Source organism: Kibdelosporangium persicum, assembly GCF_013280595.1.
GTDB lineage: Bacteria > Actinomycetota > Actinomycetes > Mycobacteriales > Pseudonocardiaceae > Kibdelosporangium > Kibdelosporangium persicum.
Window position 1 is genome coordinate 1 of record NZ_JAAATY010000002.1, and the last position, 18,301, is coordinate 18,301.

Sequence of the window (18,301 nt, forward strand, 5' to 3'; positions counted from 1 at the left end):
GCCCCTTGTCATGTTGGGGGGCCAAGCCCCCCAAACCCCCACGGTGCGAGCTTCTCCCAACCCAGCGCTGGGCACGTGCGCTAGACCAGCGCGGCTTCGACCATGTCGAAGGCCTTTTCCGCCCCACGGGACCGGGGTGCTCGGTTGCGGTACAACCTCGCGGGGTCACCCCTTGTCATGTTGGGGGGCCAAGCCCCCCAAACCCCCACGGTGCGAGCTTCTCCCAACCCAGCGCTGGGCACGTGCGCTAGACCAGCGCGGCTTCGACCATGTCGAAGGCCTTTTCCGCGCGGGTGATCGCTGCGGGGTAGACCTCGTCGGCGGTGCGCCCGGAGCGGATCTCCTGGGCGTTGTGGTCGGCCAGGATCCGCTGCACGCCGAACACCTGCGCGGCCACGATGTTCGCGGTGAACTCGTCGTCCAGCTCGCCGGACGCGAACAGCTCGGTGGCGAGCTCACGTTCCTGGGCGAGCATGTAGACCGTCAGACGAGTCATCACGGTGGGCGTCGAGTACAGCAAGTTGTGGAACGTGATGGCCGTTGTGCTGTCGTTCAGACCGGTCAACGTGTCGCGCTTCGCGAGCCGTTGGAGGTAGCTCTGCCGCAGGGCCTTCAGCGCGGGCACGCCGGATGGGCGGTTCCGTATGACAAACGCCGGACCGCTGGTGTCGTCGAGGAACCGGCGGAGGACAAGGTCCTCCTTGGTGGAGAAGTAGGCGAACAAGGTCGGCTTGGACACCTCGGCGGCCGCGGCGACGTCCGCGACCGAGACGCCGTCGAACCCCGATTCCCGGAACAGCGCGAAGGCCGCGTCCATGATCGCTTCGCGGGTGCGGCGCTTCTTCCGCTCCCGCAGTCCGAGCTCTTCCATGAACAGAGCCTACCTCGGACAACAACTTAACCTCGTATTCTTCTTGACCGAGTTAAGTATTCTGGTGGCATGGCTGTCGAATCAGAGATCCGTGCCGAACGCGACTACATGGACGCCTGCCGGGCTCAGCTCACCCGCATGCGCGAGGAGGTCCGCACGATGCTGGCCACCGGCGCGGGTGAGGGCGAGGCCGTACTGGACAAGTACTTCAACCACGCGTTGCGGCAGTTCCGTGTCCAGGTGCTCGAGGAGCTGTCCGACATCGAAGGTGCGCCGTTGTTCTTCGGACGCCTCGACTGCCCACCGGGTGACCTTGTGTATGTCGGTCGCCGCGGTGTCCGTGACGGCGACGGCGAGCCCATGGTCATCGACTGGCGTGCACCGTTGGCGCGTGCCTTCTACGAGGCCAGCCAACAGGATCCGATGGGCGTTCGGGTTCGCCGCCGGTTCGGGTTCGATCGCCACGGCGTACTGACCGCCTACGAGGACGAACCCATCGACCGTCAGGCCGAGCCGAATGGCCTGCTGGCCGCGGAGATCGAGCGACCACGCGAAGGCCCGATGCGGGACATCGTCGCGACGATCCAGCCCGAACAGATGAGGCTGGTACGTGCGCCGCTCAACCGCACGCTGTGCATCCAAGGAGCGCCCGGCACGGGAAAGACCGCCGTTGGGCTGCACCGTTTGGCGTATCTGCTCTACACCGAGCGGGAACGCCTACGGCGAGACGGCGGAGTCGCCGTCATCGGTCCCAACCACTCGTTCCTCGCCTACATTCGCAACGTCCTGCCTGCTCTCGGCGAGGTGGAGGTCTCCCAGACCACCATCGACGAACTCATCGGCCTGAGCGTCACGGCGGAACGGACCGACGATCCGCGAGTGGCGCGGATCAAAGGCGATGCCCGGATGGCGCAGGTTGTCCGGCGGCACCTGTGGTCACGGATCCAGCCACTCGGGCAGACCGTGGAAGTCGAGTACCAGCACCGCACGTGGCGTCTGTCCCCTGAGGAAATCGCCGAGGAAGTCGACACCGTGCTCAGCCGCGGAGCCGACTATGGCACCGGGCGTGAACTGCTGGCGCAGCGTCTGGCGTATCTCGTGCTGCGTCAGATGGAGCGGGCTGGAAACCCGACCGCCACACCGCACCAGCTCCGACGCAACAAGGCGATCAACCGTGCCGTGGGGCGAATCTGGCCCACAGCAGATCCCGCGCGCCTGGTCTTCGATCTGCTCACCGACCGGACGCACCTCGCTCATGCCGCGAACGGCATCCTCTCCGCCGACGAGCAGGACGCCATCTTGCAGACGCCTCGCCCTCGCAGCGTGAAAGCGATGCGGTGGACCAGCCTCGACCTGGCTCTTCTCGACGAGGTCGCCGCGCTCGTCGAACGTCCCCGGAAACTGGGCCATGTCGTGGTGGACGAGGCCCAGGACCTCAGCCCGACGCAGATCCGGGCGATCGCCCGGCGCATGGCGGGTTCCGGCACCGTCCTCGGCGACCTGGCGCAGGCCACCAGCCCGTCCGCCGTCCAGGACTGGGCCGAGGTCCTCGCGCACCTCGACCAGCCGGACGGCCAGATCGAGGAACTGACGCACGGCTACCGCGTTCCGGCGCAGGTGATCGACTTCGCCGCCCGGCTGCTGCCGCACATCGCGCCGGGACTACGCGGCCCAGCATCGTTCCGGCACTCCGACGACGCCCTGTGCATCACCCGGACCATGCCCGGCGAGAAGATCGCGGCGACCGTCACGACCTGTCGCACCGCGCTGTCCAAGGAGGGGTCGGTCGGGCTCATCGCCGCCGACAACGACATTCCCCAACTCCACCGCGCTCTCGCCGAGAACGGGCTGAAGCACACCGTGCTGGGGACGGGCACGGAGACCGAACACCTCACTCTCGTTCCGGTCACACTCAGCAAAGGACTCGAGTTCGACACCGTCATCGTCTTCGAACCAGCCCGCATCAGCCAGGCCGAAGAGCGTGGCCTGCAACGCCTTTACGTGGCCCTGACCCGAGCCGTCAGCACGCTGCACGTCGTACACGCAGATGCGTTACCGGAACCACTCGCACAGGAATCTGTGGTGACTTCCTGACCATCGCCTTACGGCGAGGTGAGTGTTTCGGCGTCGTAGGCCTGGTGCAGCAGGTCGACGAACGCCGAAGCCTCTGGTAGGCGCATGTCCCCGATGCGGTTCACGGCAAGGCCCGGCGTCCAGGAGTTCATGACGACCGCTCCGCTCAAGGTGTCCTGTGGCGTGATCGGTTCGACGCGCTGCGGCACGCCGAGGCGCTCCAACTGGCGGCGGACGATGCTCATCGTGACGCCGGTCAGGATGTCGGCCTCGGGCCAGATCACGGTGGTGCCGTCCCAGAAGGCGAGGTTCCAGATGGTCGCCTCGCTGAGCCTGCCGTGGCGGTCGACGAACGCGGCGTCGTCGAAGCCCTGCTTGACGGCCTTACGGAGGTAGTAGGTCTTGGCCACCTCGCCGACGTGCTTGATCGTCGGCAGCGCGCGTTCGTGCTCGACCACCGCGAGCGACAGCGGGCCGTCCGGCCCCGACGACGGTGGGCTGGTCCGCACCAGCATCTGCAACTGCGGGTCAGCTGCACTGAACTCGCCGGCGTGCGGGTAGATGACCGCGGAGAGGGAGGCGTCCGCCGGGCCGGCCTCGATCGCGGCGCGCAGGTGGGCCCGTACCTGCTCATCGGGCAGGGCTGCGCCGAACAGCTCGTCCGAGGCGGAGCGCAGCCGGTCCAGGTGCAGATCGAGGCCCCGGACGCGGCCGTCACGCACCTGCGTCGCGGTGAAGTGCGCGAACCCCGCGAAGGCCAGCGGTGCCAGGTCCTCATCAGTGGCAGGCCGACCATTGCGTTGGACAACAAAAGAGGTCATGACGGCAACGTAGAACCTCACCCCGGCGTGAGTTGAACGGGAGATGGTGATCACCCGGCGAACGGCCACGAATTGACCCGGCGCTCCTGGGTACTCCATGGCCATGCCTTGGGTACAGAGACATCGCCGACGCTTACCGGGAAGCTGGTTCCGGAGCACTGTCGTCCGCAGTCACTACCGCAGTTCACCTGGCAGGGTTCCGGTCCTTGCCGTGGTCGCGGCGATCGTCGTGATTGTTCTGCTGATCGTCGTTTTCTAGAAACCGTTGCGCCGCGCGAAATCCGGGGACTCCGCGCGGCGCTGTGCCGTTCTAGTTCTTGCGGTTGACGGCGATGACGGGGATGCGGCGCGTGGTGTTGCGCTCGTAGTCCGCGAAACCCGGTGCGCGCTCGACCATCCGGGCGTAGAGGGCGTCGCGTTCGGCGCTGTCGGTGACTTCTTCCGCCGTGGCGTCGTACTTCTCCGTGCCGACCTCGACGGTGATGTCGGGGTTCGCCTTCAGGTTGTGGTACCACGCCGGGTGCTTGTCCGCGCCGCCGTTCGACGCGATGATCACGATGCGGTCGCCGTCCGGCAGGTACACCAGCGGGTTGGTGACCGTCCGGCCCGTCTTGGCGCCCTTGGTGGTCAGGATGACCATCGTCGCGCCCTCGAACATGCCGCCGACCTTGCCGCCGTTGGCCCGGAACTCCTCGATGACCTGTGTGTTGAAGTCAGACACCCGACACCTCTCCATTCGTGATTTTCTTGATTCGGAACGTCAGCATTCTGCCCTTTGTTCCCTCGGACAGCCCTTGTGGGCGGCGGATCGGGCGGACGCGTAACGGCAAGGCGCGCGAATTCGGACTTATCCGGTACGGCGATCCTCTACCGAAAGCGAGCCATGAAGACCACCTACGCGCGGCTCCGCAGAACCCTTGGTCAGCTGGCCTACGAGAAGCGCTACGGCGTGCGTACCGCCGAGCTGATCGAGCTGGACAAGCTCGGGATCGCGGGCGAAGGCCGCGGTTACTACGTTGCCGCGAGCTGGCGCACGTTACGCCGGACCTTGTCGCGCAAGGAGATCACGCCGCGGGATGTGTTCGTCGACTTCGGCTCGGGGATGGGACGGATGGTGCTGGAAGCGGCACGGTTCCCGTTCGGCCGGGTGGTCGGCGTCGAACTGTCCGAGGACCTGCACAAGATCGCCGAGGCCAACGTCCGGCGGACCCGGCAGCGCCTGCTGTGCCGCGACATCGAACTGCTGCACGGTGACGTGCTGACCTACCAGATACCCGACGACGTCAGCGTGGCGTTCTTCAACAACCCGTTCCAGGGCCTGGTGTTCGCCACGGTGATCGAGCGCTTGGTCGCCTCGCTGGACCGCAACCCGAGGCGACTCAAGATCATTTACTACAACCCGGTCGAGGAGCGGACCGTCCTCGACACCGGCCGGGCGACACTGGCCCGCGAACTCGTCCACGCCAGGCGCCGAACGGCGGGAACGCCGTTCGGCCTGACGAAGGTGTTCGAACTGCGCTAGCTCAGCCAGCGTCGACGGTCAGCGTGAACTGGCCGAGCGTCGCGTAGCCCGAGTATCCGTTGGTCGCGGGATTGCCCGCGCCCGTGCCTTCGACCTGGAACGTGTACCGCCCGGCCGCGAGGTTCTGCGAGAAGCTCGCGTCCAGCCCGGCCGCCTCGTTCGTGGAGACGCGCCTGACCGGCGGGTCGACGGTCGCGACGACCGAGCCGGTCGCGTCCCGCACAGTGAGCTTGACGTCCAGGTCAGGGGCGAAGACCGCGGGCACGGCGGTCGCGGTCAGCGTCCCGCCCGCGTGCTGGACGGCGAACACGTCCACGTCGGCGTCCGTGCTGACGATGCCGGTGACGGGCGTGTTGTCGCTGATCTCCGCGGCCGAACCGGGGTCGTTCGGGAAGTCGTCGGCCAGCGTGGGGGCGCCGTTGGCCGGGATGACCGCCAGGTCGTCCTCGGTGTTGTTGGCGTTGGTGTACTCGCCCTTGCTCCACTGGGTGACCGGCTGGCTGTAGCCGACGCCCATGATCGGCGCCCAGTTGGTGTGGCCGGCGTAGTACTCGACACCGGTGGTCTGGCCGTCGTGGCCGAGCCCCAGGTTGTGGCCGGTCTCGTGGGAGACGATCTCGGCGATCGCCTTGCCGTCGTAGCCGCCGTCCGCGTACGCCCAGGCAGGTTGGTAGTGCGCGTGCCTGCTGGCCTCGTCGAACGTGCCGATGTAGGCCTGGCCGCCGCAACCACAGTTGGTGACGTCCTTGGGCGTGATCACCGCGCGGGTGCCGTAGACCTGGTCGGACGTGCCGGACCGGGTGATCCGGTCGGCGGCGGGCTCCTCCGTGGTCACGTCGACGTCGAACGACCGGTAGTCCTCGGAGATCGCGAGAAACGCTTGGTAAATGGCCTCGCGCTCGGTGTCGTTGTACGTCGTCGGGTCGTTGTCGGCGTCGTAGGGCGGGGCGTCGATCCGGGCGCCGCCGTTCCACGCCGTGCCTTCGACGCTGTGACCGGTGAAGTCCAGGTAGATAGTGCGGTTCGAGCCCTGTCGGCTGTGCAGCTTGAAGACGTCGACGCCCGGCGGTACGTCCAACGCGGATGACAACGTTGACGTCGTGGGCGCGTGCTTCTTCTCGACCGATCTGATCCGGCTCGACTGGTCGAGCTCGAAGTGGTCACCGCGCGCGAGCTGGTTGACCTTCGCGACGGGGATGCCGTTGAGCGCCGACAGCACGATGGGTGAGACCGAGTCCAGCGACCGGGACCCTTCGGGCGCGGACTGAGCTGGGGCAGGGATGAGCAGGACCAGCGCGGCGGCCGCGGCAGCGGCTGCGACACCGGTTGCTCGTGCAGGGAGAGACAACCGGGACAACTCCTTTGGGTTCACCCAAACGGGTTCATCGGCGGCCCAACATACAAACAATCGGCGGGTTTGAACACCAACCAACGACGCGACAGTCCCCCATAAGGACGAACCGAATGTTCACCCAGCTGTCGCGCGACGGACCGCACGGCATGGCAGAGTCATCCGCTGTGCGAATCCGGGTATTGCTCGCGTGTGTCCTGTTAGGCGTGGTCACGGCCCAGCCGGCCACGGCTGAACCCCGTAAGGCCGGGCCGTCGAAGGTCCGGTTCTCGACGTTCAACGCGTCGCTCAACCGGTCGGCCGCCGGGCAACTTGTCGCCGACCTGTCGACCCCGGACAACGCCCAGGCCCGCAAGGTCGCCGAGGTCATCCAGGTGGACCGGCCGGACGTGCTGTTGATCAACGAGTTCGACTACGTGCCGGACAACCGGGCCGCCGACCTGTTCCGGGCCAACTACCTGCGGCGCGGCCAGAACGGCGGCAAGCCGATCGACTACCCGTACGCCTTCACCGCGCCCGTGAACACCGGCGTGCCGAGCGGCATGGACTTCAACCGCGACGGACGCGCCGACGGCCCCGACGACGCGTACGGCTTCGGTCTTTTCCCAGGCCAGTACGGCATGCTCGTGCTGTCGAAGTACCCGATCGACCTCGACCGCGTCCGCACGTTCCAGAAGTTCCGCTGGCAGGACATGCCCGGCGCGCTGCTGCCGGACGACCCGGCCACGCCGGCGAAAGCGGACTGGTACTCGCCGCGGCAGCTCGAAGTCTTCCGGCTCTCCTCGAAATCGCACTGGGACGTCCCGGTGCGGATCAACCGGACGACCGTGCATTTCCTCGTGTCGCACCCCACGCCTCCCTCGTTCGACGGCGCGGAGGACCGCAACGGCACGCGTAACCACGACGAGATCCGGCTGTGGGCCGACTACATCACCGGTAAGGCCGGTTACCTCTACGACGACAAGGGCAAGCGCGGTGGCCTGGAGCGCGGCGCCAAGTTCGTGATCGCCGGGGACTACAACTCCGACCCGGTCGACGGCGACAGCGTGCCCGGCGCGATCCAGCAGCTCCTGGACTCGCGTCGGCTGATCGACCTGAAGCCGGGCAGCCGCGGCGCGGTCGAAGCGGCGCGGACGCAGGGCGGCGCCAACCTCACGCACGGCGCCGACCCGCGCCACGACACCGGCGACTTCAACGACAACGCACCAGGCAACCTCCGGGTGGACTACGTCCTGCCGTCGTACGGCCTGATCCCGCTGCACTCCGAGGTGTTCTGGCCGGTCGCGGGCTCGCCGCTGGCCCGGCTCAACGACACCTCGGACCACCACCTGGTCGGCGTCACGCTGCTAGCTTTGGCCCGGTGACCAGGAGACTCACCTTGCTGCGGCACGCCAAGTCGGCCTGGCCGGACGGCGTGCCGGACCTTGAGCGCCCGCTCGGTGACCGCGGGCGCCGGGACGCTCCGGCAGTGGGCCGTTGGCTGGCCGAGAACGTGCCCAATCTGCAACTGGTGGTGTGTTCGACGGCGGTCCGTGCGCGCCAGACGTGGGACCTGGCCGCCGCCGAACTGACCAGCCGGCCGGACGTGCGGCACCACGCCAAGATCTACTACGGCCCGCTGGTCGAAGTGGTCCGCGACCTGCCGCCGGAGATCACCTCGGCGATGCTCGTCGGGCACAACCCGGACATGGAGGACCTGGTCGAGCACCTGACCGGGACGCCGACGACGTTCAAGACGTCGACCTTGGCCGTGCTGGGCACCGAACTGCCGTGGTCCGAAGCGGGACCCGGCTGGGCCGAAGTGATCTCGACCGCGACCCCCCGTGGCTAGCACTACTCCGATCGAGCGACACTGATCACCCAGGTTGTTCTGGTGGCCGCAACCCTGAAATCCTCGGGTGGGCGTCGACGCGATGGGGTTCGGACACATGCCGCAGGTGAGGCGGGGGGACGACAGTTCGCCGTTCGGACGTGAACTCCGGCGGCTGCGCACCCGGCGCGGGTTGTCCCTGCAGAAACTCGCCGAGCTGGTCAACTACACCCGCGGGTACATCGGCAAAGTCGAGACCGGCGACAAACCGCCGACCTCCGAACTGGCCCGTCGCTGCGACCAGGTGCTTGAGGCAGGCGGTCAGCTGATCGCGCTGGCGACGTCGGAAGGCCTGCCCCGGCTGGCCCAGCTGCCCGCGGCGGCCGCGACGTTCGTCGGCCGCGAGAACCAACTGAGCCAACTGGACCGTGCGCTTTCGGGCGACATGCCCGGTGCGCCCTGGACAGTCGCGATCGACGGACCGCCCGGCGTGGGCAAGACAGCGCTGGCGTTGCGGCTGGCGCATCAGGTGAAGGACCGCTTCCCGGACGGACAGCTGTACGTCGACCTGCACGGGTACTCCCCGGACGGCCAACCGTCGCGCCCGGACGTCGTCCTGGAGGAGTTCTTGGTGGCGCTGGGCACCAGCGCCACCGCGATTCCGTCGTCCACGAGCCAGCGCGCCGCGCTGTACCGGTCGTTGCTCGACGGCAGCCGGATTCTGCTCGTGCTGGACAACGCCCGCGATTCCCGGCAGATCGAGCACCTGCTGCCTGGTTCGGCGGGCTGCGGCGTGGTCGTGACCAGCCGGATGCGTCTCGGCGGCCTGCCGATCAGGCAGGACCAGCGGATCACCCTCGGTCCGCTCAGCGAGCCCGAGTCGATCCTGTTGCTGCGCACGGTGATCGGCAACGACCGTGCCGACGAGGAACCAGAGGCGACGGCAGGCCTGGCGCGTCGATGCGGGCATCTGCCGCTGGCGCTGCGGATCGCGGCCGAACGTGTCGCGACCCACCCGCACCACTCCGTGGACGAACTGGCCGACGAGCTGGGCGCGGAGGAAGAACGTCTCGACGTACTGTCCACAGAAGACGACTCGGTCGCTGTCCGGACGGTGTTCTCCTGGTCGTACCGCGACCTCTCCGGCGAAGCCGCGCGGATGTTCCGGCTGATCGGGTTGCACCGCGGTCCGCACCTGAGCGTGCACGCCGCTGCCGCGATGGCCGATGTGCCTGTCGCGCATGCGCGTCGGCTGCTCGACCGGCTTGTCGGCGTGCATCTGGTGCAGGGCTTGGGCGGCGGCCGGTATCGATGCCACGACTTGTTGCGCGTCTACGCCGCCGAGCGCGCTCTGGAAGAGGAGCCGCAGGAATCCCGGAACCTTGCGGTGCAACGGGTCCTGCACTGGTACCTGCAAACGTGCTTCGCGGCCAACCATGTGCTTTCACCGCAACGGTTCGACCCGCCGCTTGAGGTGTGCCCGTTCTCGTTGCCCACGTTGACCTTCGCGTCCTACGAAGAGGCGTTGGCGTGGTGCGAGGCCGAAATGCCGAACCTCATCGCGGCACCCCGGCTCGCGCTGGAGTACGGGGAGGACGCGATCGCGTGGAAGATCCCGGTGGGCAGCTTCAACTTCGTGTTCCTGCGCAAACGGTGGAGCCCGTGGATCAGCGCGCACGAACTCGGCATCGCAGGCGCCCGGCGGCTCGGCGACCGGTTCGGCGAGGCGTGGACGCTGAACAACGTCGCACACGGCTTCCGTGAGCTCCGGCGGTTCAAGGACGCCAAGGAGCACCTGGCCGAGGCGCTGGAGATCCGCAAGCAGATCAACGACCAGGTCGGGCTCGCGTGGACGTTGACCGCGATCGGGTTCGTCGACTGTGACCTGAACGAGTTCTCGGCCGCGGCGGACTCGCTGTTCGAAGCCCTGCGGATCCGGTCGGAAGTCGAACGCGACCACGCCGGTAACCCGGAACTGATGATCGCGAACAAACAGGGGCAGGGAATCGCGCGGGCGTCCCTCGGCAACGCGCTGACCGAACTCGGCAGGCTGGACGAGGCACTCGACGAGCTCAACCGGGCACTCGAGATCTTCCGCGACATCGCCGACAAGCACGGCGAGGGCTACACGCTGGTCAAGCTGGGCGACCTTTATGCACGACTGCGCCGGCCGAACGACGCGCTCGCCAACTTCGAAGAGGCTTTGGCCACCCGGCGCGAGATCGGCGACCGCTGGGGCGAGGCGGAGACGCTGCACAACCGCGGGCGCGTGCTGCTGGACACCGGTGAGGCAGAGGCGGCGCGGGAGTCGTGGCACGACGCGCTGGCGATCTTCGACGACCTCGACGACCCTCGCGCGGAAGACGTCCGGGCACTGCTTGCTTCGACGCCCCGGACCGCCGGCTGACCGTAGTGACGGCCCCGGACCGTTGGCTGACCGTACCGATGGTCGACGCCCCGACGTTGGCTGACCGTACCGATGGCACCTTCGGCGAATCCAGTTGTCCACAACCCGCCGGTAACCCTCCTACCAGGCCCTATCACCGGTAGACTGGGTCCGGGGTCGCCCCCCGGGAGTGGTGGGGGCTGCTTAGGGGCGGTTTGAACTGTGGGGCTGTGCGGGGCCGGGTTGGCTGCGTGGGGCGAACGTGGTGTGGGGCGTGCGCTGGTCTGCCGGAATGGTGTGGGGCGGCGCTGTCCACACGGGACAGGGCCGCCGTGAACGTGCCGCAGCGGCCCGTGGCGAACTTTCGTCCTGGAAGACCGTCACTTGAGGGCTTCGAAGAGGCGGGTGAGGAAGGCCTCCGTGTTCACCGAAACGGCCGCGCGGACCGGGGTTCTTCCCTGGCCTGCCTTGCTTTCGATGTCGGAGTCGTCGACGATCGCGCGCCAGTCGGAGATCAGTTGGCCGCGGGTGTGCGTGCCGCGTAGCTCGACGGTGACGACAACGTCCTTGTACTGAGCCAAAGCCGGGTCTTGGAGCAAGGCCGCGGCGAGCGGGTCGTGGATCGTGCACGTGCGGAAGCCGAACATTCGGGAGTAGAAGTCCGCGTAGTGCTTCAGCAAGGCGCTCGCGAACTGGGCGCGCGGGGTGGCGACTTCGGCGAGCGCGGCCATCCAGGCTTCGTCGGCGCGGGCTGTTTCGGTCACGTCCAGGCTGACCAGGGTCAGGTTCTCGAAGCCCGCGTCGAAGACCAGGTCCGCGGCTTCGGGGTCGTGCCACATGTTCGCTTCGGCGTGGGTGGTCACGTTGCCGGGGACGCCGAGGGCACCGCCGAGGACCGTGACCGACCGCAGCAGTTCGGGCAGGCGGGGTTCGAGGAGCAGCGCCAGTGCCACGTTGGTCAACGGGCCCAACGCGAGGAGGGTCAGCTCTCCCGGGTTCGCCCTGGCCAGCTGGACGATCTGTTCGGCGGCGGAGATGGAGATCGGGCGACGGCGGGCGGGCGGGCCTGCCTGACCGCCGAGGCCGTCGGCTCCGTGGACGAACTCGGTCGTGCGCAGTTCCTGGGCGAGCGGGCGGTGTGCGCCGACGGCGACGGGCACGTCGTGCAGTCCGGCGATGTCCAGGACTCTGAGGGCGTTGTCGGCGGCTGTCGGGGCGGGCACGTTGCCGTGCACGCTACCTACCGCGACGAGCTCCATGTCCGGTTGTGCCGCGAGGAACAGGATCGCGAGCGAGTCGTCGATGCCCGGGTCGGTGTCCAGAATGATGCGCACAAGGAACGACTCAACCAGAACGATCAGCGGGACGCAGCACTGTTGTGCTCAGCACCCCATACAAGACAGCGCCGATCACGAACGCGACGGCGACACCGATGTTGCTCGCGCCCACGCTGCCTGCTTCGGCCGCCGGTGTGAGCAGATAGCCCAGGACCGTGCGGATGTTCTCGTCCGCCGACGTGACCAGGCCAAGGCCGACGACGATCGCGACCACGATCGACGCCACGCCGGCCGCGTTGAAGCCGCCGTACCTGCCGGCCGGGTCGTACAGCGCGTCCTTCAGGTAGCCGTTCTTGCGGTGCAGGAACATGTCGGTCACGAAGATCGCCGACCAGGCCGCGGTGACGACACCGATGACGATCAGGAACGACTGCACGGGCGCGAAGAAACTCGGCGCCACGAAGATCAGGTAGATGCCGCCGACGACCATCAGCACGCCGTCGATCGCGACCGCGACCCAGCGCGGGATGTTCAGACCGAGCGCGAGCAGGTTCAGGCCGGAGCTGTAGAGGTTGAACACCGCGCCCGCGATCACACTGAGGATCGTGGCCAGCAGGAACGGAACCAGGAACCACGTCGGCAGGGCGACCGCGAAGGCGCCGATCGGGTCGACCGCCGCGGCCGCGGCCAGGTCCGGGCTGCCCGCCGTCAGCAGGACGCCGAACAGCATCAGCACCGCGGGAGCGGTGGCGCCGCCGATCGCGGTCCACCAGACCACCGATTTCGGCGAGCCCTTGGTGTACCGGCTGTAGTCCGCGCCGCCCGGTGTCCAGCCGATGCCGTTGGCGACGACCAGGAGGACGCCGCCGATCACCAGCGCGAGGCTGCCCGCGCCGGTACCGCCGGAGAAGTCGAGGTCAGGGATGATGATCACGAAGTAGCCGACCACCGCGACGGCGACCGCGAGCGTGATCCACTTCTGCACGCGCAGGATCACGTCATAGCCGTAGATCGCGATCACCATGACCAGGCCCGCGGTGATCACGAAGCCGATCGCGAGCATCGGTGTCGCGCCGAGGCCGGGGCTGAGTCGTTCGAGGATCGTGCGGGTCGCCAGTGCACCCAGCGTGACGCTGACGGTCTCCCAGCCGACTAACGACAAGTACACGAAGAATGTTGGCAAATTGTTCCCATGGTGGCCGAAGGCCGCCCGGCTGAGGGTCATCGTCGGCGCGCCGCCCTTGGTTCCCGCGAGCGCGACCAGGCCGACGACGGGGTAGGAAACCGCCAGACCGATGGCCACCGCCAAGGCGCCCTGCCACGGATTCAGGCCCAGACCCACCACGAAGACGCCGTAGGCCACGGTGAAGAAGCTGAAATTCGCCGCGGTCCACGGCCAGAACAGGCTCGCCGGCCGGCTGTGCCGCTCGGTCTCGCCGACCCAGTCGATGCCCTTCTGCTCGACCCGCCAGCTGTCCCGCCCGACCTCGACCACAGGCTCCCCCTCCCTGCGGCCGGCCTGCTCTCTTGGGGTGATGCGCCGCTGTCTCCCAAAAGAGTCGACAAGTCACCCCTGCAAACCAGTGCCGCGGCAGTCAATCGTTGACCATAAGCGGAAAGTAACAGGCGTGTCCGCGCTTGAACAGCAGCATGTCTAGGGGTCTTGCTGGTGTGGCGTGGACACGCCGGTGCGTGGGGGAGACGTGGCGCGCCCGGCCTCAGTGCCGGGCACGGCCAAGCACCGATCAGCGCTTGCTGACCCACTCCGAAGCGAGTGCGTACGGGTCCAGCGTGGTCGTGGTGCCCTCGGCGATGCGTTGTACGGCGAACCTCAGCAGATGACCGGCGTGCTCGGGGCCGATGCCCGCTTGTTCGGCTAGGCGCTCGTAAGCCAACTCGGACTTCCACGCGCGCTCGCACTGCGCGGCAACCAAGTCCGGTAGGTAGTCCATACCCTTGTGTACTCCTCCAGCTCCCATAAGGTTGAGACGCCCGGCGAACCTAATGGTTATGCGGCTGGGAAGTGACGTCCGCCATGCTTCGTTCGCGTAACGTTTACGCAATGACGACTTCAGCCCGGGAAGTGCTGGCCGATACCCAGGCCGAGCTCACTCCGTTGCCGGGAGCGAACCGTTTGCTGCCGCTTCTGGCGGACGGCAGGGCCCCGGTATCAGTGATCGCCGCGCTGGCAGGCGAGGAACGTCGAATCATCGCCAGCGACTGGCGGGCGTTCCTGACCTTGGCCGCCCGTGCGGAAGACTCAGCGACCAGGCAGTTCTTCAGTTTTCTGGCCGGTGGCGAAAGTGTGGCGCTCGATCTGCTCGTCCCGCTGGCCGAGGCATCAGGCGCGGATATGGCTTCGTACACACCACAAGCCGGTTGCCAGGCCTATCCGGCCTATGTGGCTTCGTTGGCGCTCAACGCCTCCCCGGTCGACGCGCTGCTGGCATTGTTCGCCAACTTCGCGGCGTGGGGTGAGTATTGCGCCGCGATCTCCGCGTCTCTGCGCGCGAACTATGGATTCGACGATCGGGCATGCGGTTTCTTCGACTTCTTCGCCAAGCCCGTGCCCGAACCCGAGCAGTACGCGTTGACCGCGATTCAGTCGGCGCTGGACTCCGGCTGGCAACCGGACGAAGCACAGCGCCACGGGCGACTGTTGTTGACCTACGAGTTGATGTTCTGGAACACGCTCGCGGACACGGCGGCGTCGCCGTCAGGCACGCAGTGACTCGATCATGATCGAGCCCAACCGGCCCGGTTCACCGCCGATGTGCCGTTCGGCCGCGATGATCCCGACGATGATCGCCTTCAGGTCGGCCCCGGTCACATCGGCGCGTACCGCACCGGCCTGTTGGGCCCGCGCGAGCAGACGGTCCTGCGCGGCACGCAGATCCTCGCTGGCCGGGCCGACGATCTCGCTCAGGTCCCGGCCGGACGACGCCAGCGCCTCACCGAGGGCCTTGTTGCCGACGACGTTGCGGACCATCCGGGCGAAGAAGCCGAAGAACGCCTCGCCGGGGTCGGCGGCGTCCGCAAGCGCTTTCGCGTCCGCGGCCAGCCCTTCGACCCGGCTCATCAGGATGGCTTCCAGCAACGCCTCCTTGGTGGGGAAATGCCGGTAGACGGTGCCGATGCCGACACCCGCGCGCTTGGCGACCTCGTCGACCGGAACGGCGAGCCCTTCGGTCTCGAAAACCTGCTGGGCGACTTCGAGCACCCGCGCGCGGTTACGCCGCGCGTCCGCCCGTAGCGGCCTTTCGGTCTCCGTCATGATCCTCACCCGCTCGACAACCGGAGGTCCTCCGTGATGCCGGGATTCGGAGGAAACATTCCGATTCTAACCCCCAGGTCACCCTCGTGAGCGTTTATCCGTGTTCTAACCCTGATAAACACTCACGAGGGGCCCTGGGGGTCGGGCGGAGAGGGATGGTGGAGAACAGGATGCTGGACTGGTTGCATGACGGCGGCGCGCGACCCCTCGACCATCTGTCCACATGATCACCGTGCTGATCTGCGACGACGCGCCCATCGTGCGGATGGGTCTGCGGATGGCCGTGGAGTCCGAGCCGGACCTGTCCGTGGTCGGCGAGGCGGGTGACGGCGCCGAGGCCGTGGCCGCGACCCGGGAGCTGAAGCCCGACGTGGTGCTGCTCGACATCCAGATGCCGCGTGTCGACGGGATCGAGGCCGCGCGCCAGATCCTGGCCGAGGAGACCAAGACCCGTGTCCTCGTGCTGACGACCTACGACCACGACGACAACGTCTACGCCGCGTTGCGCGCGGGAGCGAGCGGCTTCCTGGTCAAGGACGCGCCGCCGGAGCACGTCATCGAGGCCATCAGAGCGATCGAAGCGGGTGACGCCGTGCTCTCGCCCTCCGTCACCCGGCGCCTGCTGGACAGCGTCACGTTGCCCGGCGGTGTCAAGCTGCCGGAGTTGTCCGAACAGGACACGAAACTGCTCAGGCTGATCGCCAAGGGCATGACCAACGCCGAGATCGCGGCGGGCCTCGACCTCACTCCGGCCACTGTCAAGACGTACGTGTCCAGGCTGTTCACCAAGATCGGCGCCCGGGACCGGACGCACGCCGTGGTGCTGGCCTACGAAAGCGGGCTGGCGCGTCCGGGCAGTTGAGCCTCGTAGCCGGTGATGTAGCGCTCCATCGCCGCGTCGGCGGCCGCGCGATCCCCCGTGGTCAGCAGGTCCAGCAGGAGCCCGCGGGTGACCGCCAGCCCCAGCCGGGCGGCCGCCTGGGCGTCCTGTTCGGACAAGCCCTGGGCCATGCCGAGGGCGATGATCGGGTCGAGCCACGCGTGCACGACGTCGTCGAGCAGGTGTGTCGTTCCTGGCCTGCCCTGCAGCGCCTGGCCGTAGACCTCGAAGAACAGCCGCACGTTGGGCCAGAGCGCCGGGTCGGAGATCCGCCGCCAGAACCGGCGGGCCATGTCGCCGGCCGATTCGCCCGGCTCGTGCGCCAGGTCGGCCAGCACCGCACGCTGCCGTGCCTCGACCGTCCTGATGATCTCCACGAGCAGGCCCTGTTTGGAGCCGAAGTGGTAGATCAGCATCCGGTGGCTGGTCCCGAGCCCGGCCGCGATCTGCCGCAGGCTCTTCGTCCCGATCCCGTGCTCGGCCACGTAGTCCACTGCCGCGGCGAGCAGCCGTTCTTTCGCGTCTACCATTGTACCAGATGGTACATGTACCATCTGGTACACGAAGGAGGCGCCCGCCATGGCGAAGCAGGAATTAGAGGTCACCGCCCATTCGACGGCCGAACCCAGCACGGTGTACGCGCTCTTACGGGACGGCTCGACCTGGCCGGTGTGGTCCGGCATCGAGCGGTTCGTCCTGGAGCGGCCCGGCTCACCGGAACCGGAAAGCGTCGGCGCGATCCGCAACTTCCACCGCGGCCGGTACAAGATGCGCGAGCGGATCGCGGAACTCGTGCCGGACAAGCGGTTCAGCTACACCCTGCTCAGCGGCCTCGCCCTGAAGGACTACCGCGCGGACGTCGACCTGACGCCGGCCGGCGACGGCACGGACATCCGTTGGCACACGTCGTTCCGGCCCAAGGTGCCCGGTATGGGCTGGATCTATCGGCGCGCGCTGCTCAAGTACACCGAGGAGTTCGCGAACTCGCTCGCCGAGTACGCCGGGAAGCAGTGAGCTGAAAATCGGCGTCGCGCCGCTTCGGACGGTGTCCGTCGTCGGCTATGGGTAGAGGCGTGCCAGGTCCTTCGCCGCCCGGACGAACATCTCCCGAAGTTCCCGGGGCTCAAGCACTTCGGCGTCCGCCCCGAGCTGCAGGATGGCGTGCAACGCGTGCATGTTCGTCTCGATGGGCACGGTCACCGTGACCCAGCCGTCGTCGTCCGGCTCCGGCTCTTGGTCCCGCAGCGCACGGCCGACGACCGGGCCGAGCAGGAACGCCAGCTTGCGGCCCTGGGGCGACAGGCGGATCGTGGCCTGGCCCTTCCACAGCGTGTGCTGCACCCGCTCGGCCGCGACCTCCCAGTGTTTGGCCAGGTCGAAGTCCTGGGGCCGGTCGAATTTCTGGTCGGTCGGCTCCAGGGCGAGCATCCTCGACACCCGGTACGTGCGGGGCTCGCCCTTGCTCGACGCGATCAGGTACCAGGTGCCGTTCTTCAGCACGAGCCCGAGCGGTTCGAGCAGCCGTTCGACCTCGTCATTGCCCCACCGGCGGTAACGCACCGAGATCCGGCGCTGCTCCCACACGGCTCCGGCGACGGCGGCGAGGAACGGAGCCTGCTCGTCCTCGCGGAACCAGCCGGGCGCGTCCAACAGGAACCGTTCGCGGATGGACTCCGCCCTGGCTCGTAGCTCCGGCGGCAACGCGGCCATCAACTTGAGCTGCGCGGCCGCCAGCACCTCACCGAGGCCCAGCTGTTTGGCCTGGTCAGGCATGCCGGTGAGGAACAACGACCCGGCTTCGGCGGTGGTCATGCCGGTCAGCTGGGTGCGGTATCCGTCCAGCAACTGGTAGCCGCCCGCGGGACCGCGGTCGGCGTACACCGGCACGCCCGCGGCGCTGAGCGACTCCACGTCCCGGTAGATCGTGCGGACCGAGACCTCCAGCTCGTCGGCCAGTTCCTGCGCGGTCATCCGGCCCCTGGCCTGCAACAGCAGGAGGACCGAAAGCAACCGGCTCGCTCGCACCCGTCGATTTT

The 18,301-nt window shown here is 67.8% G+C and carries 18 protein-coding genes; 8 read left to right on the forward strand and 10 right to left on the reverse strand.

Annotation, left to right across the window (positions count from 1 at the left end):
• Nucleotides 1–247: 247 nt before the first annotated feature.
• A complete protein-coding gene (locus tag GC106_RS04495; RefSeq protein ID WP_173124744.1) occupies nucleotides 248–871 on the reverse strand; it encodes a TetR/AcrR family transcriptional regulator in 624 nt (207 codons plus the stop codon).
• Between the two features lie 69 nt (nucleotides 872–940).
• Here GC106_RS04495 and GC106_RS04500 point away from each other — a divergent pair, with 69 nt between their 5' ends.
• Nucleotides 941–2,965 carry a HelD family protein gene (locus GC106_RS04500; protein WP_173124746.1) on the forward strand — a complete coding sequence of 675 codons (2,025 nt, stop codon included), beginning with the start codon at nucleotides 941–943 and terminating at the stop codon, nucleotides 2,963–2,965.
• Between the two features lie 8 nt (nucleotides 2,966–2,973).
• On the opposite strand, the gene GC106_RS04505 is transcribed toward GC106_RS04500, so the two are convergent.
• Together GC106_RS04505 and GC106_RS04510 are read right to left on the reverse strand one after the other, a co-directional pair.
• A complete protein-coding gene (locus GC106_RS04505) occupies nucleotides 2,974–3,765 on the reverse strand; it encodes an aminotransferase class IV family protein (RefSeq protein WP_173124748.1) in 792 nt (263 codons plus the stop codon).
• Nucleotides 3,766–4,075: 310 nt separating this feature from the next.
• Entirely contained in the window at nucleotides 4,076–4,486 is a 411-nt protein-coding gene (locus GC106_RS04510; protein WP_312872421.1) for a nitroreductase family deazaflavin-dependent oxidoreductase, read from the reverse strand.
• A 162-nt stretch (nucleotides 4,487–4,648) separates the two neighbouring features.
• Between GC106_RS04510 and GC106_RS04515 the strand changes: the two genes are divergently transcribed.
• The gene (locus GC106_RS04515) at nucleotides 4,649–5,287 is read left to right on the forward strand and encodes a class I SAM-dependent methyltransferase (RefSeq protein WP_173124752.1); all 639 of its coding nucleotides are present in this window, start codon (nucleotides 4,649–4,651) and stop codon (nucleotides 5,285–5,287) included.
• A gap of 1 nt (nucleotide 5,288) precedes the next feature.
• Here the strand turns inward: GC106_RS04515 and GC106_RS04520 are convergent, their stop codons facing one another.
• On the reverse strand, nucleotides 5,289–6,635 hold the full coding sequence (locus tag GC106_RS04520) for a zinc-dependent metalloprotease family protein (protein WP_173124754.1): 1,347 nt from the start codon (nucleotides 6,633–6,635) through the stop codon (nucleotides 5,289–5,291).
• 170 nt (nucleotides 6,636–6,805) lie between these two features.
• Here GC106_RS04520 and GC106_RS04525 point away from each other — a divergent pair, with 170 nt between their 5' ends.
• The 3 genes from GC106_RS04525 to GC106_RS04535 all read left to right on the forward strand — a co-directional run bounded on the left by GC106_RS04525 (nucleotide 6,806) and on the right by GC106_RS04535 (nucleotide 10,855).
• A complete protein-coding gene (locus GC106_RS04525; protein ID WP_376777702.1) occupies nucleotides 6,806–8,002 on the forward strand; it encodes an endonuclease/exonuclease/phosphatase family protein in 1,197 nt (398 codons plus the stop codon).
• A complete protein-coding gene (locus tag GC106_RS04530) occupies nucleotides 7,999–8,469 on the forward strand; it encodes a SixA phosphatase family protein (protein ID WP_173124758.1) in 471 nt (156 codons plus the stop codon). Before GC106_RS04525 ends, GC106_RS04530 begins: the two co-directional genes overlap by 4 nt.
• A 97-nt stretch (nucleotides 8,470–8,566) precedes the next feature.
• Nucleotides 8,567–10,855: an ATP-binding protein gene (locus tag GC106_RS04535; RefSeq protein ID WP_173124760.1), complete on the forward strand. Its 2,289-nt coding sequence runs from the start codon at nucleotides 8,567–8,569 to the stop codon at nucleotides 10,853–10,855.
• A 359-nt stretch (nucleotides 10,856–11,214) separates the two neighbouring features.
• Here the strand turns inward: GC106_RS04535 and GC106_RS04540 are convergent, their stop codons facing one another.
• The 3 genes from GC106_RS04540 to GC106_RS04550 form a co-directional block, all read right to left on the reverse strand.
• A complete protein-coding gene (locus GC106_RS04540) occupies nucleotides 11,215–12,168 on the reverse strand; it encodes a nucleoside hydrolase (RefSeq protein WP_312872423.1) in 954 nt (317 codons plus the stop codon).
• Nucleotides 12,169–12,178: 10 nt separating this feature from the next.
• Nucleotides 12,179–13,606 (reverse strand): purine-cytosine permease family protein, encoded by a 1,428-nt coding sequence (locus tag GC106_RS04545; RefSeq protein ID WP_173124762.1) that lies wholly within the window; start codon nucleotides 13,604–13,606, stop codon nucleotides 12,179–12,181.
• Nucleotides 13,607–13,856: 250 nt separating this feature from the next.
• Complete coding sequence (locus tag GC106_RS04550) at nucleotides 13,857–14,063, reverse strand: hypothetical protein (RefSeq protein WP_173124764.1); 207 nt, start codon at nucleotides 14,061–14,063, stop codon at nucleotides 13,857–13,859.
• A 110-nt stretch (nucleotides 14,064–14,173) separates the two neighbouring features.
• Between GC106_RS04550 and GC106_RS04555 the strand changes: the two genes are divergently transcribed.
• A complete protein-coding gene (locus tag GC106_RS04555; protein ID WP_173124766.1) occupies nucleotides 14,174–14,842 on the forward strand; it encodes a TenA family protein in 669 nt (222 codons plus the stop codon).
• On the opposite strand, the gene GC106_RS04560 is transcribed toward GC106_RS04555, so the two are convergent.
• The gene (locus GC106_RS04560) at nucleotides 14,828–15,385 is read right to left on the reverse strand and encodes a TetR/AcrR family transcriptional regulator (RefSeq protein WP_173124768.1); all 558 of its coding nucleotides are present in this window, start codon (nucleotides 15,383–15,385) and stop codon (nucleotides 14,828–14,830) included. The two genes, GC106_RS04555 and GC106_RS04560, sit on opposite strands and share 15 nt — an antisense overlap.
• A gap of 223 nt (nucleotides 15,386–15,608) precedes the next feature.
• On the opposite strand from GC106_RS04560, the gene GC106_RS04565 reads away from it, so the two are divergent.
• Nucleotides 15,609–16,247 (forward strand): response regulator, encoded by a 639-nt coding sequence (locus GC106_RS04565; protein ID WP_173124771.1) that lies wholly within the window; start codon nucleotides 15,609–15,611, stop codon nucleotides 16,245–16,247.
• Here GC106_RS04565 and GC106_RS04570 read toward each other — a convergent pair.
• The gene (locus GC106_RS04570; RefSeq protein ID WP_173124773.1) at nucleotides 16,214–16,795 is read right to left on the reverse strand and encodes a TetR/AcrR family transcriptional regulator; all 582 of its coding nucleotides are present in this window, start codon (nucleotides 16,793–16,795) and stop codon (nucleotides 16,214–16,216) included. The two genes, GC106_RS04565 and GC106_RS04570, sit on opposite strands and share 34 nt — an antisense overlap.
• Before the next feature lie 49 nt (nucleotides 16,796–16,844).
• Between GC106_RS04570 and GC106_RS04575 the strand changes: the two genes are divergently transcribed.
• Nucleotides 16,845–17,279, forward strand: a complete 435-nt coding sequence (locus GC106_RS04575; protein WP_173124774.1) for an SRPBCC family protein — start codon at nucleotides 16,845–16,847, stop codon at nucleotides 17,277–17,279.
• A gap of 45 nt (nucleotides 17,280–17,324) precedes the next feature.
• On the opposite strand, the gene GC106_RS04580 is transcribed toward GC106_RS04575, so the two are convergent.
• Nucleotides 17,325–18,290 carry a helix-turn-helix transcriptional regulator gene (locus tag GC106_RS04580; protein ID WP_173124775.1) on the reverse strand — a complete coding sequence of 322 codons (966 nt, stop codon included), beginning with the start codon at nucleotides 18,288–18,290 and terminating at the stop codon, nucleotides 17,325–17,327.
• Between the last annotated feature and the right edge of the window lie 11 nt (nucleotides 18,291–18,301).

Coding starts and splice junctions, on each gene's coding strand:
- GC106_RS04570 (WP_173124773.1), bottom strand. CDS start 16,795: ATGGTAGACGCGAAAGAACGGCTGCTCGCCGCGGCAGTGGACTACGTG.
- GC106_RS04500 (WP_173124746.1), top strand. CDS start 941: ATGGCTGTCGAATCAGAGATCCGTGCCGAACGCGACTACATGGACGCC.
- GC106_RS04555 (WP_173124766.1), top strand. CDS start 14,174: ATGACGACTTCAGCCCGGGAAGTGCTGGCCGATACCCAGGCCGAGCTC.
- GC106_RS04575 (WP_173124774.1), top strand. CDS start 16,845: ATGGCGAAGCAGGAATTAGAGGTCACCGCCCATTCGACGGCCGAACCC.
- GC106_RS04560 (WP_173124768.1), bottom strand. CDS start 15,385: ATGACGGAGACCGAAAGGCCGCTACGGGCGGACGCGCGGCGTAACCGC.
- GC106_RS04505 (WP_173124748.1), bottom strand. CDS start 3,765: ATGACCTCTTTTGTTGTCCAACGCAATGGTCGGCCTGCCACTGATGAG.
- GC106_RS04515 (WP_173124752.1), top strand. CDS start 4,649: ATGAAGACCACCTACGCGCGGCTCCGCAGAACCCTTGGTCAGCTGGCC.
- GC106_RS04535 (WP_173124760.1), top strand. CDS start 8,567: ATGCCGCAGGTGAGGCGGGGGGACGACAGTTCGCCGTTCGGACGTGAA.
- GC106_RS04550 (WP_173124764.1), bottom strand. CDS start 14,063: ATGGACTACCTACCGGACTTGGTTGCCGCGCAGTGCGAGCGCGCGTGG.
- GC106_RS04495 (WP_173124744.1), bottom strand. CDS start 871: ATGGAAGAGCTCGGACTGCGGGAGCGGAAGAAGCGCCGCACCCGCGAA.
- GC106_RS04565 (WP_173124771.1), top strand. CDS start 15,609: ATGATCACCGTGCTGATCTGCGACGACGCGCCCATCGTGCGGATGGGT.